The organism is Ruminococcus champanellensis 18P13 = JCM 17042, from assembly GCF_000210095.1.
GTDB classification, from domain to species: Bacteria; Bacillota; Clostridia; order Oscillospirales; family Ruminococcaceae; genus Ruminococcus_F; species Ruminococcus_F champanellensis.
The window spans coordinates 648,438-673,521 of the sequence record NC_021039.1 but is presented as its reverse complement, the minus strand read 5'-3'; the positions used below and the strand labels follow the sequence as shown (position 1 = coordinate 673,521).

The following is a 25,084-nucleotide window of genomic DNA, read 5'->3' as shown; positions in this document are numbered from 1 at the left end:
AAGGAGGAATCCCCATGACCACCGGCTATCTGCATTCCCTGGAAAGCTTCGGCGCAGTGGACGGCCCCGGCATCCGCTTTGTGGTATTTCTGTCCGGCTGTCCCCTCCGGTGCCTGTACTGTCACAATCCAGATACCTGGGAGCAGAAGCAGACTCTGTGCATGACGCCGCCCCAGGTAATGGAGAAGATCCGCAGTGAGCGCAGCTTTCTGCTGCGGGGAGGCGTGACCCTTTCCGGCGGAGAGCCTTTGATGCAGCCTGCATTCTGTGAGGAGCTGCTGACGCTTTGCCGGCAGGAGGGCTTCCACACCGCCATTGACACCAGCGGCTCCATTCCCCTGTCCCAGTCCCGGCATGCCATTGATCTGGCGAACATGCTTCTGCTGGACATCAAGGACATTGACCCGGAGGATTGCCGGACGCTGACCGGAAAAACCAACGAAAACGCCCTTGCCACTCTGGATCACTGCGAACAGACCGGCAAGGAGGTATGGATCCGGCATGTGCTGGTGCCCGGCTATACCCTGAATCCGGACAAGCTCCGGCGACTGGCGGAAAAGCTGTCCGGCTACCGATGCGTAAAACGGGTGGAGCTGCTGCCCTATCATACCATGGGGCTGTACAAGTGGGAAGCTCTGGGGATCCCCTGCAAGCTGGCGGATACCCCGACGCCTACGGATGACGAGATCGCCATGGCAAACGGATTCTTTACTAAGCAGAAAACCCCTGCTGCGGAATGACCGCAGCAGGGGTTCTGTTTGTATGTGGAATCAGTTCTTGATGCTGTGCATGGGCGCCGGGATCCTGCCGCCCCGGGCAATGAACTTTGCCGGGGACTTCCGATTGATCTGCATAATGGGGCCGCTGCCGAACAGACCGCCAAACTCCAGGATATCCCCTTCCTTCTTGCCGATGGCAGGGATCAGCCGCACCGCCGTGGTCTTGTTGTTCACCATGCCGATGGCAGCCTCGTCTGCGATGATGGCAGAAATAGTCTCCGCCGGGGTATCCCCCGGAACCACAACCATGTCCAGACCCACGGAGCATACCGCAGTCATAGCCTCCAGCTTTTCCAGCCGCAGGGTGCCGTTTTCTGCGGCAGCGATCATGCCTGCATCCTCGGACACGGGAATGAAAGCACCGGACAGACCACCTACGTTGGAGGATGCCATTACGCCGCCCTTCTTCACTGCGTCATTGAGCAGCGCCAGAGCCGCCGTGGTACCGTGGGTGCCGCAGCACTCCAGACCGATCTCCTCCAGAATATGGGCAACGCTGTCCCCCACTGCCGGAGTGGGTGCCAGGGACAGATCCACGATGCCGAAGGGCACATCCAGCATTTCGGAAGCCCGTGCTCCCACCAGCTGACCCATCCGGGTGATCTTAAAGGCGGTCTTTTTAATGATATCAGCGATTTCGTTGATGCTGGCATCCGGGTGCTTTGCAAGGGCTGCCCGTACCACGCCGGGGCCGGATACACCCACGTTGATGACGCAGTCCGGCTCTCCCACCCCGTGGAACGCACCAGCCATAAAGGGGTTATCCTCCGGTGCATTGCACAGCACCACCAGCTTGGAGGGGCCTACGCACTGCCGATCCGCAGTCAGCTCCGCAGACTGGCGGATGATACCGCCCATCAGGGCAACTGCGTCCATATTGATGCCTGCCTTGCTGGAGCCGATGTTGACGGAGGAGCAAAGATTTGTGGTCACATCCAGAGCCTCCGGGATGGAATGGATCAGCTCCAGATCCCCGGCGGAAAAGCCCTTCTGCACCAGTGCGGAATAACCGCCGATGAAGTTGACCCCACAAGCGTCCGCCGCACGCTGCAATGCCTTTGCGAACTTCACCGGGTCGCCCCCCTTGCATGCGCCGCAGAGCATGGCAATGGGGGTCACGGAGATCCGCTTGTTGATGATGGGAATGCCGTACTCGGTCTCGATCTGTTGCCCCACGGACACCAGATTCTTTGCCCGGGTGGTGATCTTTTCATACACCTTTTCACAGGCACGGTCAATGTCCGGATCGATACAGTCCAGCAGGGAAATGCCCATGGTGATGGTACGGATGTCCAGGCACTCGTCCTGGATCATGCGGATGGTTTCGAGAATATCGTATACATTCAGCATATCAGCAGTCCTTTCCCATCAGATCCGGTGCATGGAATTAAAAATGTCCTCGTGCATGGTGTGAATGGACAGACCCAGTTCTTCTCCCAGCTGGTTCATCCGGTCAGACAGCACGGCAAAATCCGTGGTCATAGCGGAAATGTCCACCAGCATGATCATAGCGAACAGATCCTGCAGCACGCTCTGGGTCACCTCGATCACATTTGCCCGGTACTCAGCGCAAATGCCGCTGACCTGATGCAGAATGCCTACATTGTCTTTGCCGATTACAGTTACAACCGCTCTCATATGTAAATCCTCCAGATTCAGTTTCAAACATGACGTTCTATATTAGTATACCACAAGCCCAAGGAAAAAGAAAGCCCTTTGCACAATTTTTCGTCCGTGCCCCGGTGCAATTTTTTTCTGCTGCTACTTTTCCTTTCCGCAAATATATGATATAATAGAGAAAACCCACACCAAAGGATGAGATGCTATGCTGATAGATTGCCACAATCACACCCACAATTCTCCGGACGGGGAAAACGAAAGCGTCCTGGAGCGATGCGCCCGGGCGGCAGAGCTGGGCATCGGCGTGCTGGCGGTGACGGATCACTGCGAGGTCAACCGATTCTTCAGCCTTGCCCACTACGGCGTGGAGCCAAACGGCTATGATACCTACGATTTCAGCAGGGACTTTGAGCTGTCCATGCAGGAGAACACCGCCGCCAAGGCTCATACCCCCGCCGGGGTGAAGCTGCTGTGCGGCATTGAGTTGGGACAAGCCACCCATGAGCTTGCACTGGCGGAGCATGTATACGCAGACGTGCGGCTGGATTTCGTCATCGGCTCCATGCACCAGCTACCCGGCTGGGATGATTTCGCCTTTCTGGATTACAGCAAGGTGGATGCTGCCGCACTGTTTCATGAAAATTTGCAGGAAATTGCCCGGCTTGCCAGCACCGATACCTACGATGTGCTGGGGCATATCACCTACGCCCTCCGGTATATGGCGGCAGCAGGGATACACCTGGAGCTTGCCCCCTACAGGGAGGAACTGGCGGAGATCTTCCGGATCGTCATTGCCAAGGGCAAGGGCATCGAGATCAACACCTCCGGTCTGCGGCAGGCATACGGGGATACCTTCCCCAATCTGGAATGTCTGAAGCTGTACCGGGATCTGGGGGGAGAAATCCTCACCATCGGTTCCGACGCCCATTCCAATCTGGATCTGGGAAAGGGCATTGCCCAGGGACTGGACATTGCCCGGGCAGCCGGATTTACAAATATCGCCTACTTTGAAAAACACGAACCGCAGTTTTTAAAGCTTGCGGATTGATGAACAGGAGGTTATCACATGAACGAACTACTGCATTTGCTCAAGCAGAACGCCCGTCTGTCCAACGAGGAGCTGGGTGCCATGCTGGGAATCACCCCGGCAGAGGTGGCGGCACAGATCAAGAAGCTGGAGGAGGACGGCATCATCAAGGGCTACAGCGTAGTGCTTAACGATGAGCTTGCCAACAAGGACACGGTGACTGCCTTCATTGAACTGAAGGTGACTCCCAAGCGGGACTGCGGCTTTGAGGATCTTGCCAAGACGGTGATGATGTATGACGAGGTGGAAAGCGTATCCCTCATGTCCGGTGCCTATGACCTGGCTGTTACCGTAACCGGCTCCAGCCTGAAGGTGATTGCCCTGTTCGTGGCGCAGCGCCTGTCCACCATTGACGGGGTGCTGTCCACTGCCACCCACTTCGTCCTCAAACGCTATAAGGAAAAGGGCATCTTCATCGAACAGGAGCCTATTGACGAGAGGGGTATGGTTTCACCGTGATAGAATACGAAAAGCTGCTTTCCAGCACCATTCAGCAGATCAAGCCCTCCGGTATCCGGAAATTCTTCGATCTGGCGGAAAACATGGAAGGGGTCATCAGTCTGGGGGTGGGCGAGCCGGATTTCCAGACCCCTTGGGTAGTTCGCAGTACTGCCATCCAGACCCTGGAGAAGCGCCGGATCATTTACAGTGCCAATGCGGGACTGCTGGATCTGCGCCGGGAGATCTGTAATTATCTGAACCGGAAACAGGGGATTACATACGATCCGAAAACGGAGCTGATCGTTACTGTGGGCGGCTCCGAGGCCATTGATATTTCCATCCGTGCCCTCATCAATCCAGGGGACGAGGTTCTGATCGTGGAGCCATCCTTCGTGTGCTATGCTCCCATCGTCCGGCTGGCAGGGGGCGTACCCGTGCCCATGGCCACCCGTCTGGAGGATTCCTTCAAGCTGACCCCGGAGATCCTCCGCAGTCATATTACCCCCCGCACCAAGCTGCTGGTACTACCCTTCCCCAACAATCCCACCGGTGCCATCATGACCCGGGAGGAACTGGAGAAAATCGCAGAGGTGCTCCGGGGCACCAACATTCTGGTGCTGTCCGATGAGATCTACTCGGAGCTGACCTACGGCAGAACCCACTGCTCCATCGCCCAGATCGAGGGCATGCAGGAGCGCACCATTCTGGTGAACGGCTTCTCCAAGGCGTTTGCCATGACCGGCTGGCGGCTGGGGTATGTGGCTGCCCCCGCACCCATCATCAAGCAGACAGTGAAAATTCACCAGTATACCATTATGTGCTCCCCCACCATCAGTCAGTACGCTGCCATCCAGGCACTGCAAAGCTGTGACGAGGACGTGCGCCGGATGGTGGACGAGTATAACATCCGGCGGCGATACCTGGTGGAGCGGTTCAACGAGATCGGACTCCCCTGCTTCAATCCAGAGGGGGCGTTCTATGTATTCCCCTGCATCCGCAGCACCGGCATGAGCAGTGAGGCATTCTGTGAGGCACTGCTCAACCAGCAGAAGGTGGCTGTGGTGCCCGGCAACGCATTCGGCGACAGTGGCGAGGGCTTTGTCCGGGTGTCCTACGCATACTCCCTCAAGCATCTGATGATGGCACTGGATCGGATCGAGGCATTCCTTGCTTCCGGAAAGGCAGGTCAAATATGAGAGAAATCCAGGTACGCACCCCGGCAAAGGTAAATCTGACTCTGGATGTGGTGGGCAAGCGGGATGACGGGTATCACAGCATCGAAAGCGTCTTCCAGGCAGTTGGCATTTACGATGCACTCACGTTGACTCGGGTGGATACCCCCGGCATCACCCTATCCAGCACCAACAAATATCTCCCTTGCAATCAGAAAAATATCGCCTACCAGGCGGCTCAGCTGTTTCTGAAGCATGCGCATCGCTGGGATGGCATTCACATTCACATTGAAAAGCACATTCCCTCCCAGGCAGGTCTGGGCGGTGGCAGCTCCGATGGAGCTGCGGTAATCGCTGCTCTCAACTGGCTGCTGGGCTGCCGCATGTCCCTGCAGGAGCAGTGCGAGATCGCCGCACAGGTGGGGGCGGACGTGCCCTTCTTTCTGACGGGCGGCACGATGCATGTGTCCGGCATGGGAGAGATCCTGGAGCCTTTGCCGCCCATGCCTGCTCTGCCCATGGTAATCGCCAAAGGCAAAGCAGGTGTGTCCACCCCGGAGGCATACCGGCGGATCGACCAGTTGACGGATCCGGTGCATCCGGATACCGCAAGGGTCATTGACTTCCTCCGGAACGGGCGGTATTGGGATGCCATTCCCGAGTGCGGCAATCTGTTTGAAGCCGCCACAAACCTGGAGGAGGTTACCCAGATCAAGCAGATCATGATGGACATGGGGGCGCAATGCGCCTTGATGACCGGCAGCGGCTCGGCAGTGTTCGGCATTTTTGACACCGGCCTCATGGCACAGAAATGCTGCAACGCCCTGCATGCAGTAGTTCTCTATGCGGTGACGTGCAAGACCCTCAAGCACAGCATCCGCATCGTCAGCCGCAGCTAACCAATCGAAGCAAGCAAAAGCCCGGAAGCGGTTTTCCATCGCTTCCGGGCTTGTTTTATCGTTCTGCCTGGGCTTATTCCGTTTCCGTTACGGCAATGCCCAGAATATCCAGATTTTCCTTGTCCACTGCGGAGGGGCATGCAGACATCAGCTCGCTGGCGTTCTGCACCTTGGGGAATGCGGTTACATCCCGCAGGCTGTCCACGCCCAGCATCACCATTGCCAGACGATCCAGACCGATACCCATGCCACCGTGAGGCGGCGCACCAAACCGGTATGCCTCCACCAGGAAACCGAACTTGGCTTCGATCTCCTCGTCGGTCAGACCCAGCGCCTGGAACATCTTCTGCTGCAGCTCGTAGTTGGTGATACGAATGGATCCGGAGGAAAGCTCCGTGCCGTTCAGCACCAGGTCAAACGCCTTGGCAATGACCTTTTCCGGGGCGCTGTCCAGATACTGGAGACAGTCATCCTCCGGCATGGTGAAGGGGTGGTGCATTGCCATCCAGCAGTTGTTGTCCTCATCCCACTCGAAGAAGGGCATCTGGGTGATCCACAGGAAGTTGAACTGCCCCTCCGGGATCAGATCCAGCTTCCGTGCCACGGTCTGACGCAGTGCCCCCAGTACCGGCAGAGTCACCTTGTTCTTATCTGCCACGATCAGCACCACGTCCCCCTGCTGGCAATCCAGTGCCTGGAGGATCTCATGGAGCTTGTCCTCCCCCACAAATTTCCCGAAGGAGCAACTGGGCTTTTCCTCCACCCAGCGAATGAATGCCAGACCCTTGGCACCGATGCCCTTGACCATTTCCGTGAGCTTGTCGATCTCTTTCCGGGTCAGGGTGCCTGCCGCCTGCTTTGCCACAATGGCACGGACGCTGCCCCCGGCTTCGATGGCACCGGTAAATACCCCAAAGCCGCAGTCCTTCACATATTCGCTGATGTCCTGGATCTCCATACCGTATCGGGTATCCGGCTTATCAGAGCCAAACCGGTTCATGGCCTCTGCATAGGACAGACGGGGCAGGGGCAGGGGAATCTCTCTGCCCAGCACCTGCTGAAACACATGATGTACAAAGCCCTCCGCCATCTGGAGGATATCCTCCACGTCTACAAAGGACATTTCCAGGTCGATCTGGGTGAATTCCGGCTGCCGGTCCGCCCGGAGATCCTCATCCCGGAAGCACCGTGCCAGCTGAATGTACCGATCCATGCCTGCAACCATCAGCAGTTGCTTGTAGATTTGGGGGGACTGGGGCAGAGCATAGAACTTGCCCGGATGCACCCGGGAGGGAATCAGATAATCCCGTGCCCCCTCCGGGGTGGATTTCATCATCATAGGGGTCTCGATCTCGATAAAATCGTTGGCGTAGAAATACTCTCTTGCCGCCTTGGCAATCTGATGCCGCATGACCAGGTTCCGCTGCAGGGGTGCCCGGCGCAGATCCAGATACCGGTACTTGAGCCGCAGCTCCTCGTTGACCTTGGTATCGCTTGTGATCTCAAAGGGGGGCGTCTGCGCCTTGTTCAGGATCCGCAGATCATCCACCACCAGTTCCACGTTGCCGTTTTTCATATCGTGGTTGATGCTCTCCCGTTCCTTGACGGTACCGTGTGCCATCAGCACATACTCGCCCCGGCAGGTCTCTGCCTTTGCAAACAGCTCCGGCTGCTGGGTTTCGTTGAATGCCAGCTGTACCACGCCGGTACGATCCCGCAGGTCAATAAACAGCAGGGTGCCAAGATTGCGCACCTTCTGCACGAAACCGCATACCACAGCCTCCGTGCCGATCTGGCTTACCTCTCCGCAGAAATGTGTCCGTTTCAAGCCCTTCATTGTATCCATCATCCTGTTCGCCCGCCCAAGCGGACTATGCTCCTTTCCGTTGTTCCATTAAAAGGATATCTCGTCCATTACTCCGTCAAACATGCCGTACATAGCAACATTGGTGAACGAATCCACAAAGCTGTCATCCAGCAGGAGAGGCGTCTGCTCTCCGGTCTTCATATTCTTCAGGTTTGCATTCCCCGTGGTCAGCTCATTTTCACCCAGCACCAGCAGATAAGAGGTGCCGATCTTGTCCGCATATTTCATCTGGGACTTGAAGCTGCGACCCAGCAGGTCATATTCCACCCAGAAGCCCTCCTGCCGCAGCAGGTTTGCATACTGCATGGCACGGCTGACCCCTTCCGGATCCATGGTGGCAATGTACAGATCGCAGTGATTGGGTTCCAGGAAGTCACAGCCCTGGCTCTCCATGGTCAGCAGCAGCCGCTCAATCCCCATTGCAAAGCCCAGGGCAGGCTGATGCTGTCCACCCAGCTCCTCGATGAGTCCGTCATATCTGCCGCCGCCGCATACGGTACCCTGGGCGCCGATGTCGGTGGTGACGAATTCAAACACGGTCTTTGTGTAATAATCCAGACCCCGGACGATCTTGGGGTTGATGGAAAAATCAATGTCCATCGCCTTCAGATAGCCCTGGAGCTTTTCAAAGTGGGTCTTGCAGTCCTCACACAGGTAATCCAGGATCACCGGAGCGTCCTTTCCAAGCTCTCCGCAAATAGGGCTCTTGCAGTCCAGGATCCGCATGGGATTCTTCTCCAATCGGGACAGACAGGTGTCGCAAAGCTGATCCTTCCGGGCTTCAAAGTATGCCCGCAGCGCCTTGTGGTATTCCGCCCGACAGGTGGGGCAGCCGATGGAATTGATGTACAGCTGGATCCCCTTCAGACCCAGCGTATCCAGAACTGCCTTTGCCAGGGAAATGACCTCCGCATCCGCAACAGGCTCTGCACTTCCTGCCATTTCCAGACCAAACTGGTGGAATTCCCGGAGTCTGCCTGCCTGGGGTCGTTCATGCCGGAAGCAGGACAGCAGATAGAACACCTTCTGGGGCAGTGCCTCATTCAGCAGCCCGTTTTGCAGCATCGCACGGATAGTGCCGGCAGTGCCCTCCGGTCTGAGTGTAAACTTCGTTTCCTTTGCCATGACGGTGTACATTTCCTTCTGCACCACGTCCGTGGTCTCCCCCACAGAGCGCTGAAACAGCTCCGTGTTTTCAAAGGTGGGGATGCGGATTTCCCGGAAGCCATAGGACTGCGCCACACTGCGGGCTACCTGCTCTACGGTGTACCATTTGTGGATGTTTGCCGGGGTAATATCCTCCGTGCCGTTGGGTCGTTTTAAATTCAAAGCCATAATTTTCCTGCGCCCTGCGCAGCTCCTTTCGGGAAGTATTGGTGTTGTCCGGGCAGTGCCGCACAAAACAGCAATTGCCCCGCATGGGGGCAATTCAACGGCTGCATATGCCGCAGCAGTGCCTTACAGGGAGGGATTTCCGATTTCACGCCAATCCAGGTCGCCCCGTTCCAGTGCCAGGATCAAAGCCTCTGCGGTTGCAATATTGGTGGCAACCGGTACGTTGTGTACGTCGCACAGCCGCAGCAGGTTCATATCGTTGGGTTCGTTGGACTTGGGATTGATGGGATCCCGGAAAAACAGGAGCACATCAATCTCGTTGCAGGAAATACGGGCACAGATCTGCTGATCGCCGCCCTGGGAACCGCTCAGATATCGCTGAATGTGCAGACCGGTAGCCTCGCTGACCTGCTTGCCGGTGGTACCGGTGGCGCACAGGTTGTGACGGGACAGGATACCGCAGTATGCAATACAGAACTGGATCATCAGTTCCTTCTTGGAGTCGTGGGCAATCAATGCTATGTTCATAAGTCCGTTCCTTTCTACCGCTTTTTGCGATGATGCTGTCAGACACCGCTGCACAGTGGCAGCAGACTGTTACTTGATTTTCACGGTCAGCGGTGCGTTCTCGCCCTTGAGCCGCTTGGCAATGGCGTCAAATGCCGCCAGGCTGGGCGCAGTGGAGGGGATGGGCTGACCCTTGCCGGTGGCGATGACCAGCTCGTAATCCTCCGGGATCACGCCGATCAGCTGCACGCCGATGGTGTCAATGATCTCGTCCAGGCTTTTTACCAGTTCCGAGCCGATGGCACGCTTGTTGACCTTGTTGATAATCAGGCGCTGGCGCTTATTGCCACGGTTATAGAATTCATCGGACATCATCTGGGCATCCCGCACGCAGATGGGATCCGGCGTGGTCACAACCAGAATGGTGTTGGCCTGTTCCACGATATCGAATACATGGGAGTTGATGCCGGCACCGGTGTCGATGATGATATAGTCAAAATATTTTCGGATCTGCTTGCAGATATCCACGATTTGCTCCACCGTTGCGCTTGCAAAGGGGTCCTTCGGTGCGCAGAGAATATTCAAGTTGCTTGCCATAGGCACCTGGGTTACAGCATCCAGGGGCTTTACCCGGTTGTGAAGCACATCCCCCAGGTCGTACTTGATCTTGCCCTGCATGCCGAAAATGATATCAATACAGCGCAGACCGAAATCCAGCTCGATGATCAGGGTTCTGCTGCCCTGCTTTGCAAGGGTATACCCCAATCCGGAACAGATGGAGGATTTGCCCGTGCCGCCTTTGCCGGACGTAACTGCAATTACTTTTGACATAGTATCAGATTCCTTTCCCCTATTTGCCGGCACAGTAACCATGTCTGCCTGCGTGCAGACAGCCGGATTTGATCTTTCTTTACACAGTATATCATACTATATTATACCATACTTATCGGGATTGTCAAAGCCCCTTTTCGGGAAAAATAAAAAATTGTATAGTTACATTGTTTCGACAGACCGTCTTTGTGCATTATGCACAACTTTTTATGTGGATGGAATTATTCGCCTGTTAGATGTTCACCGATTTTGGTATCCGGATAGCAATCTGCATACAGCTCCAGCACCTTGCGCACCATGTACTTGGCGTAATTGCCCCCTTCGATCACCCCGGCAAATGCAATCTCCGGATCCTCCGCCGGGGCGAACCCGATCACAAAGGAGTCCGTACCCCGGGGGGACTGGGGGGTACCGGTCTTGATGGCAGTCTGAAACCCCAGGTGGGTCAGGGAATACTCCTTCGGCATGGTGCTCTGGGCGGCAAGAATCATGCCCTGCCGGATCAGAGGATACACCGAGTCATACTGCACATTGATCTTTTCTGCGATCACCGGCTCGGTCTTAGAGATCAGCTTGGTGCCTGCGTTGTTGTACACACCATCCACCAGGTGGGGACGATAGCGCACCCCTTCGTTGGCAATGGTGGATGCCGCCACCGCCATTTGCAGGGGTGTTACCTGCACCTCGGACTGACCGATGGCAGCCTGGAGCACATAACCTGCGTACCAGGGCATCTCCAGCTTTTCAAAGGTCTGGGGATTTGCCAGCCGTCCGGCAGCGTCCCCGGACTCCAGCCCCAGGGACTGCCCCAAGCCGTAGTAAGTAGCATACTCGGAAATAGTGTCGATGCCCAACCGCTGGGCAAGCTCATAGAAGAAGATGTTGCAGGACACCTGAATGGCACGGGTCACATTGATGGCAGAGTGGTAGCCGGTACAATGCACCGTACTGTCCAAGTACTTATAGTTTCTGGTACAGAAATAAGTGGAGCCGGCGTTGATGATCCCCGTATTCAGCCCTGCCGTAGCGGTGATGGTCTTGAAGGTGGAGCCGGGTCGGTACAAACCATCCGTCGCCCGGTTGACCAGAGGGGTGTTCTCCCCGTTCAGCACGGACTGATAGTCATTCATCAGATCCTCCAGGTTATAGGTGGGAGCGGTCGCCATACCCAGCACCGCATTGGACTTCACGTCCAGCACCACCAGCGCCCCGGCGGAAACCTCGTCATATGCCGGATCGTTCAGATCCCGCAGGTACTGCATCATATCCTCCAGTACCCCCTGAAGCCCCCGCTGGAATTCACTGTCCACCGTCAGCTGCACCCGGTTGCCGCCTACAGCCTCCTGGGTGATCTGGGAGGAAGCCACTTTGCCGTTCACATAGGTGATCTCCTTGACCCCGTCCGTGCCCCGCAGCTCCTTCTCCAATGCCAGTTCCAGTCCGCTTTTCCCCACCGTATCCGACAGCAGATAGCTGTGCCCGTTTTCCTTCAGCTGCTCAAATTCCTCCTTGCTGTAGATGGGGCCCACAGTACCGATCTCATGGGGCAGGATATCACCCTGCTTGACGGTGCGGATGGCTTCCTCGATCACGTCAAAGCCCGGCAACTGTAAGCGCCGCTCCTTGATGAGCGTCACAAGCTCCGCCGGGATATCCTCCGCAAAGGTGTAGTGATTGTTCACTGCAAAGCTCCGCAGCAGCATTTCGTACCGGATGCCTGCGATGATCCGCTGCTCCCGGGGAGAATAGGTATCCGCAATGTCGTAGTCCCCGATCAGCTTATCCATGCAGTTCTGGGCAGTGGCATAGGTGTTCAGATTCAAGGTTGTGCGCAGCTTTGCCACCTGTTCCTCGGAATCGCTCAGAAAGGAAAATGGCTCTACCATGGTAATGGGCATGGTGTCATTCCAGTCCAGCTCCCGCTCCTTCAACAGATTGGCAACCTCCAGCAGAACAGCATTCCCTGCCCCATTGTCCGCCGGGAAGTATGCCTTTTCCACAATGATATTATAGCCAATCTTGTTGCCCACGATGGTATTGCCGTCACTGTCCACGATCTCCCCACGGGCAGCGCTGACCGGTTGGGCATACACAGCGGTGGACTGGGCTTTTTCCAGGTATGCGGTGCCGTTGACCACCTGGATCTTCATCAGCCGCAATCCCCCCAGGATCACGGATATCACCACCAGCAGCACAAGAATTGCCGCCCGCAGCCGATCCCCCAGCAGTGCCAAGGTTTCCTTCATAGATCCATACTCCTTTCCGCAGTGTGCTTATGCCTCGTTGGCATTGCCCGAAGGAGGCAGCAGCCTGCGCTTGATCAGCTTGAAAATCGGATACAAGGGCAGCACTGCTCCGGTGGTCAGAAAGATCACCGGCAGATGCCATCGGGCAAAGACGGTTTCCACAGCGTCGTAATTCCACATGTAATAGTAAAACAGGTAATCCAGCCCCCCCTGCATGGCTGCCAGCAACAGGGTCACGATCAGCACATTGATGATGTTGTGCCGCAGCAGATGCATAAACAGCAGGGCGGTACACACGCAGCCGCATACCAGAAACAGGGCGTTCAGTCCCAGCAGCTTGCCGCAGGAAATGTCGATCATCAGACCGGTGACCATGCCCACTCCCGCTGCGGTCAGCACCCCTTCGCTCATGGAGATACACACCGCCGCCGGGATCACATACAGGGGGTTCAGATGCCTGCCGGTACATTGCAGCACAAAGCACAGGGCAAGCAGCAGCACATACAGCGTCCAGCGCAGGGCGATGCAGAACCGCTCCTGTTTGGGGCTGCGCTTGGGGGCACTAATTGTCATAATTAGCCCCCTTGCCGTTAAAGTCCAGGATCACCACCACGCTGGTGATCCGATCCAGGCTCACTGCCGGCTGGATCACCGCATAGGCGGACAAGCCGCTTTCCTCCATGCCGGTTTCCGCCACATTGCCAATGACGCAGCCCCGGGGAAATAAGCCGGAGCTGCCAGCGGTAATGACCAGATCCCCCTGCTGCATGGTCATGGTTTTGTCCATGTAGATCATTTTGGTTTTCCCGTCTGCCGCATAGCGGAGATTTCCTTCCACGATGCCCGTATCCTTTGTCCGGTTGCATACCGCACCGATGGACAGATCCGGGGACAAAATGGTACGCACAGTAGCGTAAGTATCCGCCACCTCTGTGATAACGCCCACCAGACCTTCACCGGTCATCACCGGGTCATTGACGGAGATCCCGTCCTCCCTGCCCCGGTCAATGACGAACGCACCGTAGGGATCGTTGGTCACATAGGAGATCAGGTGGCAGGGTGCGGAATGCACAAAGTCCGGATGCTCCTCCTTGATACCCAGGAACTTCCGCAGCTCCGCCAGCTCCTCCTTGGTGTTCTCATAATCCACCAGCTGGCTGTTCAGCGAGCCGATCTGCGCCCGCAGCTCCTGGTTTTCGTTGTAGTATTCCTGGGCGTTGAGGATGGTGTCAACGCCCCCTTCGATTTGATTGGAAACGGCGGTAAACGCCTGCCGCACCGGGTTGAATACAACACCGAACCCCTGGGACAGCCAGGTGGTGCTGCCGCCCCGGGTCACCGCATACAGCACGACCCCCAGCAGCAATGCCAGCACGCCCAGGATGATCTTAAATTTAAAACTGCGAAAAAATTCGCTCATGCCCTGACTCCTTCCGGTTGTCTATGGAAACCCGAAAAGGGCGAGATGCTTCTCGCCCCATGCGTTTAGTAATACCGCACTTCTTCCGTAAGCAGATCCCGGTATTTCTCCAGATTTTCCAGGATCCTGCCGGTGCCCTCTGCCACGCAATCCAGGGGATACTCCGCCACATACACAGGCATGCCGGTTTCCCGGTTGATGAGCTTATCCAGCCCCCGGAGCAGTGCGCCGCCGCCCGCAAGGGTAATGCCCTGGTCGATGATATCTGCTGAAAGCTCCGGCGGAGTCTTTTCCAGGGTGATCTTAATGGCCTCGATGACCCGGGACAAGGGTTCCGCCAAAGCGTCCCGCACCTCCGCCGAGGTAATGGTAATATTCTCCGGCAGGCCGTTCAGCAGATTCCGCCCCTTGATCTCCATGCTGGACTCCTGCTCGCTTGGAAACGCCGAACCGATCTCCAGCTTGATGTTTTCCGCCGTCCGCTCCCCGATCAGCAGATTGTACTTGCGGCGGATGTAATTGACAATGGCGTTGTCAAATTCATCCCCTGCCATCCGCACGGAACGGGAGGTTACAATACCCCCCAGAGAAATCACTGCCACCTCACTGGTGCCGCCGCCGATGTCCACGATCATGCTGCCGGTGGCATCCAGGGTAGGCAGACCTGCACCGATGGCTGCTGCCATTGGCTCCTCAATGATATTCACCCGCTTGGCGCCAGCTTTTTCCGCCGCCTCCTTGACTGCACGGCGTTCCACCGCCGTAACCCCGGAGGGAATGCAGATAATGACCCGTGCCTTGGTGAAGATGGTACCCTGCAACGCCTTGCGGATAAACTCCTGCAGCATGGTGGTGGTAATGTCAAAATCCGCAATGACACCGTCCTTCAGAGGGCGCACTGCCACAATGGAGCCGGGAGTCCTGCCGATGACTTCCTTTGCTTCCTTGCCCACATAACGCGCCTGATCCGTGCGGGTATTGACTGCCACTACGGAGGGCTCACGAATGATAATGCCCTTTCCCCGCAAATACACAAGGGTATTTGCTGTCCCCAGGTCGATCCCAATGTCCCTTGTAAACATCTGTTTTCTCCTTCATCCGGTTCTTTTGCTCTCTCTGTGTGCGGTACGAACCGCCTAACTCTCATTATTATACCACCATTCCGGTGGATACACAATCCTTTTTCCGACAAAAAACCGCAGCGCTGCTGTTTCAGGTCTGAATGGCGTTTGCGATCTTGGGGGATACGAACAGCGCCACTGCCAGCAGAATGATCTGCGCCACATTGAGCTGGAAATGAATCCCGAAGGTCAGGTCAAATACGCTCAGGTTCAGGGTGGTAGCATCCAGACCGATGGCTTTGGAATAGGCAAGCCAGCTGACCCCGTATACCCCCTCGCACAGATTCCCCAGCAATCCTCCAAGCACGGCTGCGGTTACGATCATAAATAACAATACCAGTTTATTTTTCATTCCGTCCTCCTATGCTCCAGTAGAGCCGAATCCGCCGGCACCCCGTGCGGAATCCGGCAGCTGCTGTACTTCTTCTGTCCGGGGCAGCAGCACCGGCGTTACCACAAGCTGAGCGATCCGCATACCCGGTGTGATCCGGAAGGGCTCCCTCCCCCGATTCACCAGTGGCACCAGCACCTCACCCCGGTAGTCGCTGTCGATGACGCCCACCCCGTTGGCCATGGATACGCCGTGCTTGGTGGCAAGCCCGGAGCGGGCATATACCAACAGCACCACATCCTGCCGGTCGGGACACAGGGCGATGCCCGTAGACACCGGCACGCAGTCACCCGGCTCAATCACCAGATCCTCCGTCAAACAGGCGGAAAGATCGTACCCGGCACTGCCCGGGGTCTGCTGCTCCGGCAGGATCGCCTCCGGCCGCAGGCGCATGATCTGTAATTTCATAAATACTCCTTACTGCACCCCCCGGTAGGCAAGCCCCCGGGTATATCGCTCCGGCAGGACGGCATGCCCTGTCCGGTACTGTTCTATGATCCGGGCTGTCTGCTCCGGCGACTCCGTGGTAAACAGCAGCACGCCGAATCCCATCCGATTCCATTCCTCCAGCCGGTCCGCCAGGTAAACAGGCTCCGCATTCAGCAGCTCCGCATAACCCCCGGTGCAATACACCGGAAAGCTTCTCCCCGTCCGATCAGTGAGAGCATGTCCGCACTGTTTGCAGCCCACCTCATTGCGGATGGGGCAGTTTCGCATCAGCATCAAGGGCAATCTGCCGTAAAGCACCGCCCCGGATGGTACCGGACTGTGCAGCTGCTGCATGGCGCCCCGTTTCAGTTCCACAGACAGGATCAGATCCGAAAGCCCAAGTTGACTGTAAGCATCTGCGGCGGCACTATTGGCGACATGCAGCCCGAAATCCCCGTGAAGCACAAAGCCCAACTGTCTGCCCAGGGCGATATGCGCCAGATTGCTGCACAAAAGATGTCGGTAGCCCTTGCTGTACATTTCCTCCAGCCGGGACATCAGTCCCGCTTCATCCTCTATGAACCGGGGAAGCATCAGCATTCGCTTTTCCATGGGTATCAGGCTGTCCGGCTGCCATTGCTCCAGGGGCAATCCCGCCAGTGCATACTGCTCCGACGGGATCCGGCTGAACTGTGCCGCCTCTCTTGCGTGAATGTGCAGCCCCCACGCCTCCGTCCGTGCAGGATGGATGGGCATAGGCTCCGACCAGGCAAGGGTATGTACCGGGGTGTTGTCCCGAATCCGTGCAGCATCCAACTGCTGCACTCCAGCCCGGCGCATGGCGTTCAGACTGCCAGCGGACAACATCAGCCCCTGTTCCCCGGTCAGTTCTGTATGCGCCAGGGTGTAAATAGTATCCCCGAGCTTGGAAAGCTGCCGTTCCAGACGCTGTACGTCCAACGCAGCAGTCCGGGCAGGCTCCGGGACATCCCCTTCCACACAGGCAATATGCCCCGCATCGTCCGCCAGGGTCAACCGGGCAGACTGTCCTGCCGCCAGTTCCAGCTTTGCATGCAGAGCGGCACGCTTGCCGGGCTTTGCATACAGGCTTTGCAGCTTTGGCAGCACCTGTTTTGCCGCCGTCACATCCTCCCGGCTGCGGATGCCGAACATCTTCTGCCGCTTTCCGGTCAGGTATCCATCTGTAAAGCCGCTCCGGGAAAACACCGCCCGCAGCTGCTCCAGATCCACCGGTTGACCCTGGAGCGCCTGCCGGTAGGCGGTGACTGCCGCCGCTACATACTCCGGCCGCTTCATCCGCCCCTCGATCTTAAGGGATGCAACCCCCATCTGCACCAGTGCCGGGATCTGCTGCACACTGCAAAGATCCTTCAAGGACAGGGTACACGCCTCCGGGTCGCCGCAGCTGGTAAAGGGTAGCCGGCACGCCTGGGCGCATCTGCCCCGGTTGGCACTTCTGGAGCCAACCATGGCGGACAGGTAGCATTGACCGGACACGGACATGCACAGCGCACCGTGGCAGAATACCTCGATCTCCATGCCGGTGCTGCAAAGGGTCTCCAGTTCCTTGCAGGACAGCTCCCGTGCCGCCACCACCCGGCGGATCCCCAGCCGGGCAGCCTCCAAAGCTCCCTGCACTGTGTGGATGGTCATCTGGGTGGAAGCATGGATGGGCATGGTGGGGCAGATCTGCCGCACCCGGGCAATGGCACCCAGATCCTGCATGATAAAAGCGTCCACCCCTGCCTCCGCTGCCTGCCGGATCAAAGCATCCAGCAGGACAAACTGATTGTCGAATACCAGGGTATTCACCGCCAGATACAGCTTTGCGCCGTACAGGTGGCACAATCTGCATGCTTCCTGCAAAGCGGCTGCGTCAAAGTTTTCCGCACTTTGCCGGGCGGAAAAATCCCACGCCCCGACATATACTGCATCTGCGCCGCACCGAAGGGCAGCCAGTAATGCATCCGGACCACCGGCAGGCGCCAGCAGCTCCGGCAGCCGATCAGCCATCCAGGCTGTCCTTCAGGGACTTGAGCTTGACGATGTTCTCCAGCTGGGCGATCTTCGCCTTCAGAGATTCGTTTTCACGCAGCGCCAGATCCCGCTCGATCCGTGCCTTTCCGGCTTCATCCACATATTCCTTGACCTGCGCCCGGATGGTTTCTACGTTGGCGGTGGATTTGCTCAGCTCATCCAGGGTAGAAAGCGCAACCATCACTGCCGCATGGTGGGCAGAGACCCGGGTGTTGGTCTCCGTAATGCTCAAAATTTTCTTTTCCAGCGTCTTGGCAAGGCTATATACATAGCTGGGTGCTTCTTCCGTCTGCACCACATATTCCTTTCCACAGATTACGACCTTTACACGATTTAGCATAGCTCTTTTTCCTTTCGCACGGGAACCCCATTCCCGGAAATCATAGGGAATACCGTACAAAGTCCTCAGCCAGGCTTTCCACGGCGTTGCCTACACATATATATTTATTATACAACATTCCTGTAGGTTTGGAAAGTGCTTTTTATGTTTTTTATCAGATTTTTTTATCCTGCTCCGGCGGTACATAATACACAGTCCCGCCCGAGCGCCGGTCATGCTTCTGCTCCAGCCAAACCGACAGGACTTCTCCCACCACGCCGGGACTGCGGAACACGCATTCTGCGTAAAACTGCTCTGCGGCATGCCGCCGGGCAAAGGATCTTGCCAGTGCCGGATCCCCCACTGCAGCCCGGCGTGTGTACAGATACCGTTGTTCTCCACGGTAAGTCAGCCGCACAATATACCGCTGCACCAGCTTTCCCATACGTCCTCCCCAGGCAGCTGCGCTGAAAAAACGCCGCCGCATATACATACGGCAGCGTTCACACAGGCATAGCACGTCTTCTGCATGCTTCTTAAGGCAACACCGCACAAAGCCCGCCTGTCGGCTTTGCGTAGCATCTGCTGACGAATTTTCCGTCATATCACACAGAAACTCCTTGCAATACGCCAGTATTCCTGCGTCGTTTCTATGCAATCTGACGAAAAATCTGTTGGCACATCTACCACGCATTCTTTGTGCGATGTTGCCTTAACTCAGCTTCTTTTTCTCCTCGTCAAGCTGTCTCATCAGCTCTTCAAAATCCATAGGCGCAGAGGATCGTGCCGGCCGCCGGGGCGCCGTTCTGGATGCCGTGGGGGCAGCTGTTTTTACCGGAGATTTTTCTGCCGCCTTGGGTGCTTCCTGTTTCGACTGCTGCTGAGCTGCATGCTGCTTCGCCTTGGAAGCTGCGATCCGCTGTTCCTCCTCTGCCTGGATCCGCTCACGCTCCTCCGCCCGCTGGCGCATTGCCCGCTTGATGGCTGCTACCCGTGCGTCCATGTCATTGCCGTCGCCGTCCGTCTCATTCTCCTGGGCATAATCCTGTTCGCCCTTTTTGCGGGAATCCTCCCGGGCAAGCAGACGCTCCGCTTCCTCGATCTTTGCCCGCCGCTGTCTGGACGCCTCTGCATCCGCCGGCTTCTGTCTGGATTCGGACTTGTGCTTTTTCTTCTTGGAAGCATCCGCCCCCTTCTGGTGGAAATGCTCCGCAAGGCTCGCCTTCCGCTCTGCGAAATCCTCATCCGCATGCTTTGCACTGTCCGCATTGAACAAAGGAGACTGGGGCTTCTTTCTGGTCTTGACAGTCCGGTCATGCTCCTCCTCTTCCTCTTCGTCCTCTGCGTTTGCTGCAATGAACCGGGAAATCACATAAATCAAAAGAATTACACAGGGCAGTGCAATCAGCAGAATGATGCCCCAGGTACCTGTCATCACCAGCAGCGCACTGCCAATGGCGATATTTTCAAAGCGGCACAAGCCGATGATGGAATTTTTCTCGATCTCGGCGGTTTCCGTGCCGCTGGCATTGTTCAGGTAGTAAATGATCTTTGCGTCCGAGCCTTCCGTATCCGCAGAGATCAGACTGATCCGGCCAATGGTCTTGTCCCCGGCACTGTTGGTGTAAAGCACCACATTTTCCTTGGCGTAGTCATGCTGTGCCTGGACGAACACTGCCGCATTCTGGGTCACCAGAGGCTGCATGTCCGCCGTCCGGTTCAGATAGATCTGATACCCCGCCACTGTAGGGGAGGCATTCCGCCCACCGAACATCAGATTGGAAGTCAGACCTGCTGCGATGCAAAGCACGCAGATAATAATCATAAAAACAGCCAGGCTGGAGACCAGCTTTTTTCTCTTGTGCGCCATAAGACCCTCCGATTGTTGTATTCTTTTATTCTACCGGCAAACGCCGCAAACATTACACAATTCATATTATATCACATGCGCCGGGGAATTTCAATTCCCCACACAAATTTTTTGAAATTTTCATTTTTTCAGCGTTCCCTCTTGACAATTCCGGATTTTGTGGTAAAATAATAGTGTTCATTTTATGCTAGTGTAGCACAGCTGGTAGTGCAGCGCATTCGTAATGCGCAGGTCGCAGGTTCGAATCCCGTCACTAGCTCCAGGAAAGCACGATGGTTCCGATGCAATTGTATCCGGACAGTCGTGCTTCTTTTTTATGGGCAAGGGGGCATTTTATGAGCTGCCAAAACTGGCAGAAACATTGATAATGGTGAACTGTATGAGAAATTATAAAATTATAATTGCTTTCGTTGTCTGTGCTATAGCATTTGCGTCAATAATATCTTTACCTTCTCGGATGATTGTGGAAGCTAATAGTGAAGGGTTGGTAACAGAAAAATATGATTCCAAGCAGAGCAGATTTGATTTTGAATTTTCGACAAATGAAGCAACAGGAACTATAAAATCATTTGACGTTTCTGATAATGGTAAAATAGCAACTTGTATTAATCCGTCTAATATTAATGTTTACGATGAATACGGCAACTTTGATTTTGCGATTTATACGAATCTTACACGAACCAAGGTAATTTTGCAATGGGATAAAAATACATTACTTATATATCTGAACTTATCAAGTGATTGTGGTTCAAAATATGACCTTGTTATGATAAACGGATATGAGGATTACCAACTTTATAGCTGTCCAGTTACTGATAATACAGAGAAATTCTGGGGCGAACTTGAAATGCATGAAGACGAACTGATAACAGATAAAGGACGATACTATCTGCAATACGGGAACCTTAGGTATAAAGATAATGAAAGTAATGAAGATTATGCGGTAACAGAAAACACCTCTTTTAGACCATGGATGCTATTGAGTATTCCAATTTTAACAGTAATTATTTGGTTTGGTTTTCTTAGAAAACGAGTAAAACGGTGGGAAGAGAAACAACACAATTAAATGATTCACACACTAGATGAACATTCATTTGGCATGATAAATATTATAGCTTTGTTCGATCACCAAAAACAGCATAGATATGTTCCCCCTTTACATTCCTCATGCAGAGATCCGATCACCATCTGAAGCAAAGTTTTGGGCATGCCAAAGGGACGGCAAAAACCGTCCCTTTGATTGATTCCAAGCTTCGATATGCGCTCAATCCATCTGCCGCTCCGTTAATCGAGTCATGCTCTTTGCCGCAATCAGCATGGTAGAGCCATTGTGCAGCAGTGCAGAAATCCCCGGCGGCAGTGCGCCCACTACGCCAAGCAGGATCAGCGCCGCATTGAATCCGGCAATGAACCGATAGTTGGAGGAGATCCGGTGCATCAGCTTTTCGCTGATCTCCCGGACAGTGACCAGCACCGTAATATCATCCCGACACAGGGTAACGTCCGCCACCTCCCGGGCAATATCCGAGCCGTCGCTCATGGCTACGGACACATCCGCCGCCGCAAGGGCAGGGGTATCGTTCACCCCATCCCCGGTCATGATGACCCGGAAGCCCTCCTGTTGCAGCTTTTTCACAAACTCGCTCTTATGCTCCGGCAGCACCTGCGCTACATATTTATCAATGCCCAGCTCCCGGCTGACCCGAGCCGCTGCGGATTCCGCATCTCCGGTCAGCATGCAGATCCGGTGGATGCCCCTGCTGCGCAGTGCCCGAATCACATCCTTTGCCTCCCGGCGCACCGGATCATCAATCACCAGCATACCTGCCAATTGACCGCCGATCGCCAGAAATATCGCTGAGCCGCCTGCTGCCTTTTCCCGCATCAGTGCGGTCTGCTCCGGCGTCCGTGGGATGCCCTCGTCCTCAAACACAAAATGCTCCGAGCCGATGATGGCACGATTGCCGCCGTAATGGGTCACAATGCCGTGTGCCACCAGATATTCCACTTCGGCGTGGCGCTCCTCGTGCAGCAGTCCCTCTGCCGCAGCCTTCTTGACCACTGCCACAGCCATACTATGTGGGAAATGCTCCTCCAGGCATGCAGCCGTGGTCAGTACCTCATCCCGTTCAAAGCCGTTGAAGCAGATCACATCGGAAACCTCCGGGCTGGCATTGGTCAGAGTACCGGTTTTGTCAAATACAATGGCATCCGCCTCAGCAAACGCCTCCAGATACTTGCCGCCCTTGACGGTAGCACCATACTCCGCAGCCTCCCGCATCGCAGAGATCACGGAAATGGGGGTGGACAGCTTGATGGCACAGGAGAAATCCACCATCAGCACCGACAGTGCCTTGGTCAGATTGCCGCTGAGCAGCCAGACCAGTCCGAATCCCAGAAAGCTGTAGGGTACAATGGCGTCCGCCAGATGCTCTGCCTTGCTTTGCACCCCTGCCTTCAGATTTTCGGATTCATCGATCAGACTGATAATCTGGTTGAGCCGGGAATCCGCCGCAAGGCTTCTGACCTCTACCACAAGGGTTCCTGCTTCCACCGTAGTGCCGGCAAACACGCTGTCCCCGGGCTTTTTATGTACCGCTTCGGATTCGCCGGTCATGGTGGCCTGGTTCACCATACCCTCCTCATCGCAGACTGTTCCGTCAAAGGGGATTACGCTGCCCGTCCGGACAATGACCTGATCTCCCACCTGCACCCGGTCAAAGGGCACCTTGACGCTGTCCGCTCCGCAGCGAAGCCATACACTGTCCACATTCAGCGACAGCTGCTCGGACAATGCAAGCCGGGTACGCTTTTTGGTGTACGCCTCCAGCCGGTCGGATACCGCCAGCAGGAACATGACGGAGGAGGCAGTCTTGAAGTGTCCCTGAGCGATAGATACGCCGATGGATACGCCATCCAGCACGGAAATATCCATTTCAAACCGTAACAATGTGTCCAGCGCCCGGAGGATGTACTTGACCGCCCGGTAAATGGTCATCAGATTCCGGATGGGAGACGGAATCAGCTTTCGCAGCAACCGCCCTGCCAGCATCTGCTCCAGATCCCGGCGGAATTCATCGTCCGCCTGTTCTGCCGCAGTAAGCCCCACCTCCGGGATCTGAGAACGCTGCAAGCCCCCAACCCAGGCAAGAATCTCCTGCCGGGCGCCGGGGGTATAGGTTACAAGGATGCTGCCGGTGCGGAAATTCACCTGGGCAGTGCGTACACCCTGCAGCTCCAGCAGCTGCTCCGTCAAACCGTTGGCTTTTTCCCGGGTCAGAACATAGTCCCCGCAGCGCAGACGCAGACGATTGTGGTTATCATACGCAATGGTGTACTGCATGGTTTATGCTTCTTTCCCGCAGTTCTCCGCACAGGCTGCTTCTGCCTTTTCGTCAAACCGGATATCCTCAGCATCCTCCTTGATCCTGGTCAAAGACGCTGCTGCATCCTCCCGGAGCTTCATGCCGCCGGCAACTGCCTTCACACAGCCGTCATGGAAAACCCGGCTCTTCAGGAACTTTACGCCTGCTGTTGCCGCCAGTACGCCGATTGCAAAATAACGGGTCTTTTCATCCTTCAGAAAGTTTTTCATGATTTCATCCTCTTTTCTACATAGTTCGCCAAAAAGCGATAAAAAATGACAGAAAAAGATTAGCAATCGCTAACCCGTTTCTGCCTTTATTGTAGCACAACACATACGGTTTGTCAAGATGGAACGATGCTCGGCAATGTCCTGCAAGCTATGCGCAAGTATCGCCTCAACTCAAATCATTTTCCTCTGCCTCCAACCGGGCGATATAGGCATTGTACTTTTGAATCTTTCTTTCATTGATTACGAGATCCATCAGAAAGGAAATAACCAGCATCATCATAAAATCAATTGCAAACTGCCGCACGCACATACCCTGCCCGGTGATATCTCCGAACAGGTCCATCAAAGACCAGGTCAGAGCCAGAGCCGCCCCATTCAGTGTATACAAGCCAAGGCGCTTCCCTCTTGCCTTCGGAGACGGATCCACCACCTTCCCGAACACCGTAGGCAGTTTATGCACTTTATGCTGGCGATTCACCTTCCAGATGGCAAGTCCCATCAGAAACAGCAACACCAACTCCGGCAAGGCAAGTCCGCCGTGAACTCCCACGTAAATAATCCGTACCATTACATAAAGAATTGCGATCATGCCGCAGGCTGCAAGTCCCTGGGTATTGACTGCATCCATGCGCTCATCCGTCTCATAAGCGCCCCGCAGTTTTTTTGCAAGGTTTTTCCGAAATGCTTCATCTTGTTTCATCTTCTTGGCTCCTCTCCTCTTTGGGAATCCAGAAAAGTGTGTCCAGAGTACAATCCAGCGCATCACAAATTGCCATACAAAGCTTCAGGGTTGGATTGTAATTCCCCTGTTCGATCATGCCGATGGTTTGTCTGGTTACACCCACCCGCTTTGCAAGCTCCTCCTGATTCATGTCGTGGGCAATACGGGCAATCTTCATGCGTTTGTTTTTCATCCGGAATATACCTCCTCCTTCCTGGACTACATGCCAGTGCATATGAACCGGATCCCCTATTTCATTTTTATTATACACTATGCATTGTAAAATGTCAAGTATATATTGCATAATGAAAGATAAATTTTTCATATGCAACAGCACACTTGCGACCTATACTCCTTCGCCCGCAAAAAGCGCCTC

26 protein-coding genes and 1 tRNA gene are annotated in these 25,084 nt (G+C 55.4%); 7 read left to right on the top strand and 20 right to left on the bottom strand.

From position 1 onward, the window contains the following. Window positions 1–14 precede the first annotated feature (14 nt). Window positions 15–740 (top strand): pyruvate formate-lyase-activating protein, encoded by a 726-nt coding sequence (pflA, locus tag RUM_RS03000; protein WP_015557745.1) that lies wholly within the window; start codon window positions 15–17, stop codon window positions 738–740. A gap of 30 nt (window positions 741–770) precedes the next feature. Here pflA and RUM_RS02995 read toward each other — a convergent pair whose 3' ends face one another. Both RUM_RS02995 and RUM_RS02990 read right to left on the bottom strand, forming a co-directional pair. Further along, the gene (locus RUM_RS02995; protein WP_015557744.1) at window positions 771–2,129 is read right to left on the bottom strand and encodes a PFL family protein; all 1,359 of its coding nucleotides are present in this window, start codon (window positions 2,127–2,129) and stop codon (window positions 771–773) included. An 18-nt stretch (window positions 2,130–2,147) separates the two neighbouring features. After that, window positions 2,148–2,417, bottom strand: a complete 270-nt coding sequence (locus tag RUM_RS02990) for an ACT domain-containing protein (RefSeq protein WP_015557743.1) — start codon at window positions 2,415–2,417, stop codon at window positions 2,148–2,150. 187 nt (window positions 2,418–2,604) lie between these two features. Between RUM_RS02990 and RUM_RS02985 the strand changes: the two genes are divergently transcribed. From RUM_RS02985 to ispE, 4 genes are read left to right on the top strand one after another with little or no spacing between them, the layout of a single operon-like run. Further along, window positions 2,605–3,447 carry a histidinol-phosphatase HisJ family protein gene (locus tag RUM_RS02985; RefSeq protein ID WP_015557742.1) on the top strand — a complete coding sequence of 281 codons (843 nt, stop codon included), beginning with the start codon at window positions 2,605–2,607 and terminating at the stop codon, window positions 3,445–3,447. A gap of 18 nt (window positions 3,448–3,465) precedes the next feature. After that, window positions 3,466–3,945: an Lrp/AsnC family transcriptional regulator gene (locus RUM_RS02980; protein ID WP_015557741.1), complete on the top strand. Its 480-nt coding sequence runs from the start codon at window positions 3,466–3,468 to the stop codon at window positions 3,943–3,945. Further along, a complete protein-coding gene (locus tag RUM_RS02975) occupies window positions 3,945–5,123 on the top strand; it encodes an aminotransferase class I/II-fold pyridoxal phosphate-dependent enzyme (RefSeq protein ID WP_041326537.1) in 1,179 nt (392 codons plus the stop codon). Before RUM_RS02980 ends, RUM_RS02975 begins: the two co-directional genes overlap by 1 nt. Beyond that, complete coding sequence (ispE, locus tag RUM_RS02970; protein ID WP_015557740.1) at window positions 5,120–5,998, top strand: 4-(cytidine 5'-diphospho)-2-C-methyl-D-erythritol kinase; 879 nt, start codon at window positions 5,120–5,122, stop codon at window positions 5,996–5,998. The genes RUM_RS02975 and ispE overlap by 4 nt, the downstream gene beginning before the upstream one ends. A gap of 73 nt (window positions 5,999–6,071) precedes the next feature. Here ispE and aspS read toward each other — a convergent pair whose 3' ends face one another. The 14 genes from aspS to RUM_RS02900 all read right to left on the bottom strand — a co-directional run bounded on the left by aspS (window position 6,072) and on the right by RUM_RS02900 (window position 20,392). Continuing rightward, entirely contained in the window at window positions 6,072–7,835 is a 1,764-nt protein-coding gene (gene aspS / locus RUM_RS02965; protein WP_015557739.1) for an aspartate--tRNA ligase, read from the bottom strand. Between the two features lie 57 nt (window positions 7,836–7,892). Next, a complete protein-coding gene (gene hisS / locus RUM_RS02960; RefSeq protein WP_015557738.1) occupies window positions 7,893–9,200 on the bottom strand; it encodes a histidine--tRNA ligase in 1,308 nt (435 codons plus the stop codon). Between the two features lie 123 nt (window positions 9,201–9,323). Further along, window positions 9,324–9,728 carry a methylglyoxal synthase gene (mgsA, locus tag RUM_RS02955; protein WP_015557737.1) on the bottom strand — a complete coding sequence of 135 codons (405 nt, stop codon included), beginning with the start codon at window positions 9,726–9,728 and terminating at the stop codon, window positions 9,324–9,326. A gap of 69 nt (window positions 9,729–9,797) precedes the next feature. Continuing rightward, window positions 9,798–10,538 (bottom strand): nucleotide-binding protein, encoded by a 741-nt coding sequence (locus RUM_RS02950; RefSeq protein WP_015557736.1) that lies wholly within the window; start codon window positions 10,536–10,538, stop codon window positions 9,798–9,800. A gap of 221 nt (window positions 10,539–10,759) precedes the next feature. Then, window positions 10,760–12,784 (bottom strand): peptidoglycan D,D-transpeptidase FtsI family protein, encoded by a 2,025-nt coding sequence (locus RUM_RS02945; RefSeq protein ID WP_015557735.1) that lies wholly within the window; start codon window positions 12,782–12,784, stop codon window positions 10,760–10,762. A 27-nt stretch (window positions 12,785–12,811) separates the two neighbouring features. Beyond that, entirely contained in the window at window positions 12,812–13,357 is a 546-nt protein-coding gene (gene mreD / locus RUM_RS02940; protein ID WP_015557734.1) for a rod shape-determining protein MreD, read from the bottom strand. Further along, the gene (gene mreC, locus RUM_RS02935; RefSeq protein ID WP_015557733.1) at window positions 13,347–14,204 is read right to left on the bottom strand and encodes a rod shape-determining protein MreC; all 858 of its coding nucleotides are present in this window, start codon (window positions 14,202–14,204) and stop codon (window positions 13,347–13,349) included. Before mreC ends, mreD begins: the two co-directional genes overlap by 11 nt. Before the next feature lie 65 nt (window positions 14,205–14,269). Next, the gene (locus RUM_RS02930; protein WP_015557732.1) at window positions 14,270–15,286 is read right to left on the bottom strand and encodes a rod shape-determining protein; all 1,017 of its coding nucleotides are present in this window, start codon (window positions 15,284–15,286) and stop codon (window positions 14,270–14,272) included. Window positions 15,287–15,416: 130 nt separating this feature from the next. Beyond that, complete coding sequence (locus RUM_RS02925; protein ID WP_015557731.1) at window positions 15,417–15,677, bottom strand: DUF4321 domain-containing protein; 261 nt, start codon at window positions 15,675–15,677, stop codon at window positions 15,417–15,419. Window positions 15,678–15,686: 9 nt separating this feature from the next. Further along, a complete protein-coding gene (gene dut, locus RUM_RS02920; protein WP_015557730.1) occupies window positions 15,687–16,124 on the bottom strand; it encodes a dUTP diphosphatase in 438 nt (145 codons plus the stop codon). Between the two features lie 9 nt (window positions 16,125–16,133). Continuing rightward, window positions 16,134–18,179 carry a peptidase U32 family protein gene (locus RUM_RS02915; protein ID WP_015557729.1) on the bottom strand — a complete coding sequence of 682 codons (2,046 nt, stop codon included), beginning with the start codon at window positions 18,177–18,179 and terminating at the stop codon, window positions 16,134–16,136. Beyond that, the gene (locus RUM_RS02910) at window positions 18,172–18,543 is read right to left on the bottom strand and encodes a cell division protein ZapA (protein ID WP_015557728.1); all 372 of its coding nucleotides are present in this window, start codon (window positions 18,541–18,543) and stop codon (window positions 18,172–18,174) included. Before RUM_RS02910 ends, RUM_RS02915 begins: the two co-directional genes overlap by 8 nt. 154 nt (window positions 18,544–18,697) lie before the next feature. Then, entirely contained in the window at window positions 18,698–18,967 is a 270-nt protein-coding gene (locus RUM_RS02905; RefSeq protein WP_015557727.1) for a hypothetical protein, read from the bottom strand. Between the two features lie 267 nt (window positions 18,968–19,234). Continuing rightward, window positions 19,235–20,392 (bottom strand): hypothetical protein, encoded by a 1,158-nt coding sequence (locus RUM_RS02900; protein WP_015557726.1) that lies wholly within the window; start codon window positions 20,390–20,392, stop codon window positions 19,235–19,237. A gap of 186 nt (window positions 20,393–20,578) precedes the next feature. Here RUM_RS02900 and RUM_RS02895 point away from each other — a divergent pair. Together RUM_RS02895 and RUM_RS12310 are read left to right on the top strand one after the other, a co-directional pair. Beyond that, window positions 20,579–20,654: transfer RNA gene (locus RUM_RS02895), tRNA-Thr, on the top strand. A gap of 117 nt (window positions 20,655–20,771) precedes the next feature. Next, entirely contained in the window at window positions 20,772–21,458 is a 687-nt protein-coding gene (locus RUM_RS12310) for a hypothetical protein (protein ID WP_147645547.1), read from the top strand. A gap of 198 nt (window positions 21,459–21,656) precedes the next feature. Here RUM_RS12310 and RUM_RS02885 read toward each other — a convergent pair whose 3' ends face one another. The 4 genes from RUM_RS02885 to RUM_RS02870 all read right to left on the bottom strand — a co-directional run bounded on the left by RUM_RS02885 (window position 21,657) and on the right by RUM_RS02870 (window position 24,901). Next, the gene (locus RUM_RS02885) at window positions 21,657–23,735 is read right to left on the bottom strand and encodes a heavy metal translocating P-type ATPase (protein WP_015557723.1); all 2,079 of its coding nucleotides are present in this window, start codon (window positions 23,733–23,735) and stop codon (window positions 21,657–21,659) included. Between the two features lie 3 nt (window positions 23,736–23,738). Then, window positions 23,739–23,987, bottom strand: coding sequence for a hypothetical protein (locus tag RUM_RS02880; RefSeq protein ID WP_015557722.1), 249 nt, complete (start codon window positions 23,985–23,987; stop codon window positions 23,739–23,741). Window positions 23,988–24,153: 166 nt separating this feature from the next. Next, on the bottom strand, window positions 24,154–24,687 hold the full coding sequence (locus RUM_RS02875) for a hypothetical protein (protein WP_015557721.1): 534 nt from the start codon (window positions 24,685–24,687) through the stop codon (window positions 24,154–24,156). Continuing rightward, window positions 24,674–24,901, bottom strand: coding sequence for a helix-turn-helix transcriptional regulator (locus RUM_RS02870; protein ID WP_015557720.1), 228 nt, complete (start codon window positions 24,899–24,901; stop codon window positions 24,674–24,676). The genes RUM_RS02875 and RUM_RS02870 overlap by 14 nt, the downstream gene beginning before the upstream one ends. Window positions 24,902–25,084 lie beyond the last annotated feature (183 nt).

Excerpts from the sequence above, each read along its gene's own strand:
- RUM_RS02880 (WP_015557722.1), bottom strand. The coding sequence starts at position 23,987 with ATGAAAAACTTTCTGAAGGATGAAAAGACCCGTTATTTTGCAATCGGC.
- RUM_RS02910 (WP_015557728.1), bottom strand. The coding sequence starts at position 18,543 with ATGCTAAATCGTGTAAAGGTCGTAATCTGTGGAAAGGAATATGTGGTG.
- RUM_RS02985 (WP_015557742.1), top strand. The coding sequence starts at position 2,605 with ATGCTGATAGATTGCCACAATCACACCCACAATTCTCCGGACGGGGAA.
- RUM_RS02980 (WP_015557741.1), top strand. The coding sequence starts at position 3,466 with ATGAACGAACTACTGCATTTGCTCAAGCAGAACGCCCGTCTGTCCAAC.
- RUM_RS02885 (WP_015557723.1), bottom strand. The coding sequence starts at position 23,735 with ATGCAGTACACCATTGCGTATGATAACCACAATCGTCTGCGTCTGCGC.
- pflA (WP_015557745.1), top strand. The coding sequence starts at position 15 with ATGACCACCGGCTATCTGCATTCCCTGGAAAGCTTCGGCGCAGTGGAC.
- RUM_RS02905 (WP_015557727.1), bottom strand. The coding sequence starts at position 18,967 with ATGGGAAAGCTGGTGCAGCGGTATATTGTGCGGCTGACTTACCGTGGA.
- RUM_RS02995 (WP_015557744.1), bottom strand. The coding sequence starts at position 2,129 with ATGCTGAATGTATACGATATTCTCGAAACCATCCGCATGATCCAGGAC.
- RUM_RS02915 (WP_015557729.1), bottom strand. The coding sequence starts at position 18,179 with ATGGCTGATCGGCTGCCGGAGCTGCTGGCGCCTGCCGGTGGTCCGGAT.
- hisS (WP_015557738.1), bottom strand. The coding sequence starts at position 9,200 with ATGGCTTTGAATTTAAAACGACCCAACGGCACGGAGGATATTACCCCG.
- mreD (WP_015557734.1), bottom strand. The coding sequence starts at position 13,357 with ATGACAATTAGTGCCCCCAAGCGCAGCCCCAAACAGGAGCGGTTCTGC.
- ispE (WP_015557740.1), top strand. The coding sequence starts at position 5,120 with ATGAGAGAAATCCAGGTACGCACCCCGGCAAAGGTAAATCTGACTCTG.
- mreC (WP_015557733.1), bottom strand. The coding sequence starts at position 14,204 with ATGAGCGAATTTTTTCGCAGTTTTAAATTTAAGATCATCCTGGGCGTG.
- RUM_RS02930 (WP_015557732.1), bottom strand. The coding sequence starts at position 15,286 with ATGTTTACAAGGGACATTGGGATCGACCTGGGGACAGCAAATACCCTT.
- dut (WP_015557730.1), bottom strand. The coding sequence starts at position 16,124 with ATGAAATTACAGATCATGCGCCTGCGGCCGGAGGCGATCCTGCCGGAG.
- RUM_RS02875 (WP_015557721.1), bottom strand. The coding sequence starts at position 24,687 with ATGAAACAAGATGAAGCATTTCGGAAAAACCTTGCAAAAAAACTGCGG.
- RUM_RS02945 (WP_015557735.1), bottom strand. The coding sequence starts at position 12,784 with ATGAAGGAAACCTTGGCACTGCTGGGGGATCGGCTGCGGGCGGCAATT.
- RUM_RS02925 (WP_015557731.1), bottom strand. The coding sequence starts at position 15,677 with ATGAAAAATAAACTGGTATTGTTATTTATGATCGTAACCGCAGCCGTG.
- RUM_RS02990 (WP_015557743.1), bottom strand. The coding sequence starts at position 2,417 with ATGAGAGCGGTTGTAACTGTAATCGGCAAAGACAATGTAGGCATTCTG.
- RUM_RS12310 (WP_147645547.1), top strand. The coding sequence starts at position 20,772 with ATGAGAAATTATAAAATTATAATTGCTTTCGTTGTCTGTGCTATAGCA.
- aspS (WP_015557739.1), bottom strand. The coding sequence starts at position 7,835 with ATGAAGGGCTTGAAACGGACACATTTCTGCGGAGAGGTAAGCCAGATC.
- RUM_RS02900 (WP_015557726.1), bottom strand. The coding sequence starts at position 20,392 with ATGGCGCACAAGAGAAAAAAGCTGGTCTCCAGCCTGGCTGTTTTTATG.
- mgsA (WP_015557737.1), bottom strand. The coding sequence starts at position 9,728 with ATGAACATAGCATTGATTGCCCACGACTCCAAGAAGGAACTGATGATC.
- RUM_RS02950 (WP_015557736.1), bottom strand. The coding sequence starts at position 10,538 with ATGTCAAAAGTAATTGCAGTTACGTCCGGCAAAGGCGGCACGGGCAAA.
- RUM_RS02870 (WP_015557720.1), bottom strand. The coding sequence starts at position 24,901 with ATGAAAAACAAACGCATGAAGATTGCCCGTATTGCCCACGACATGAAT.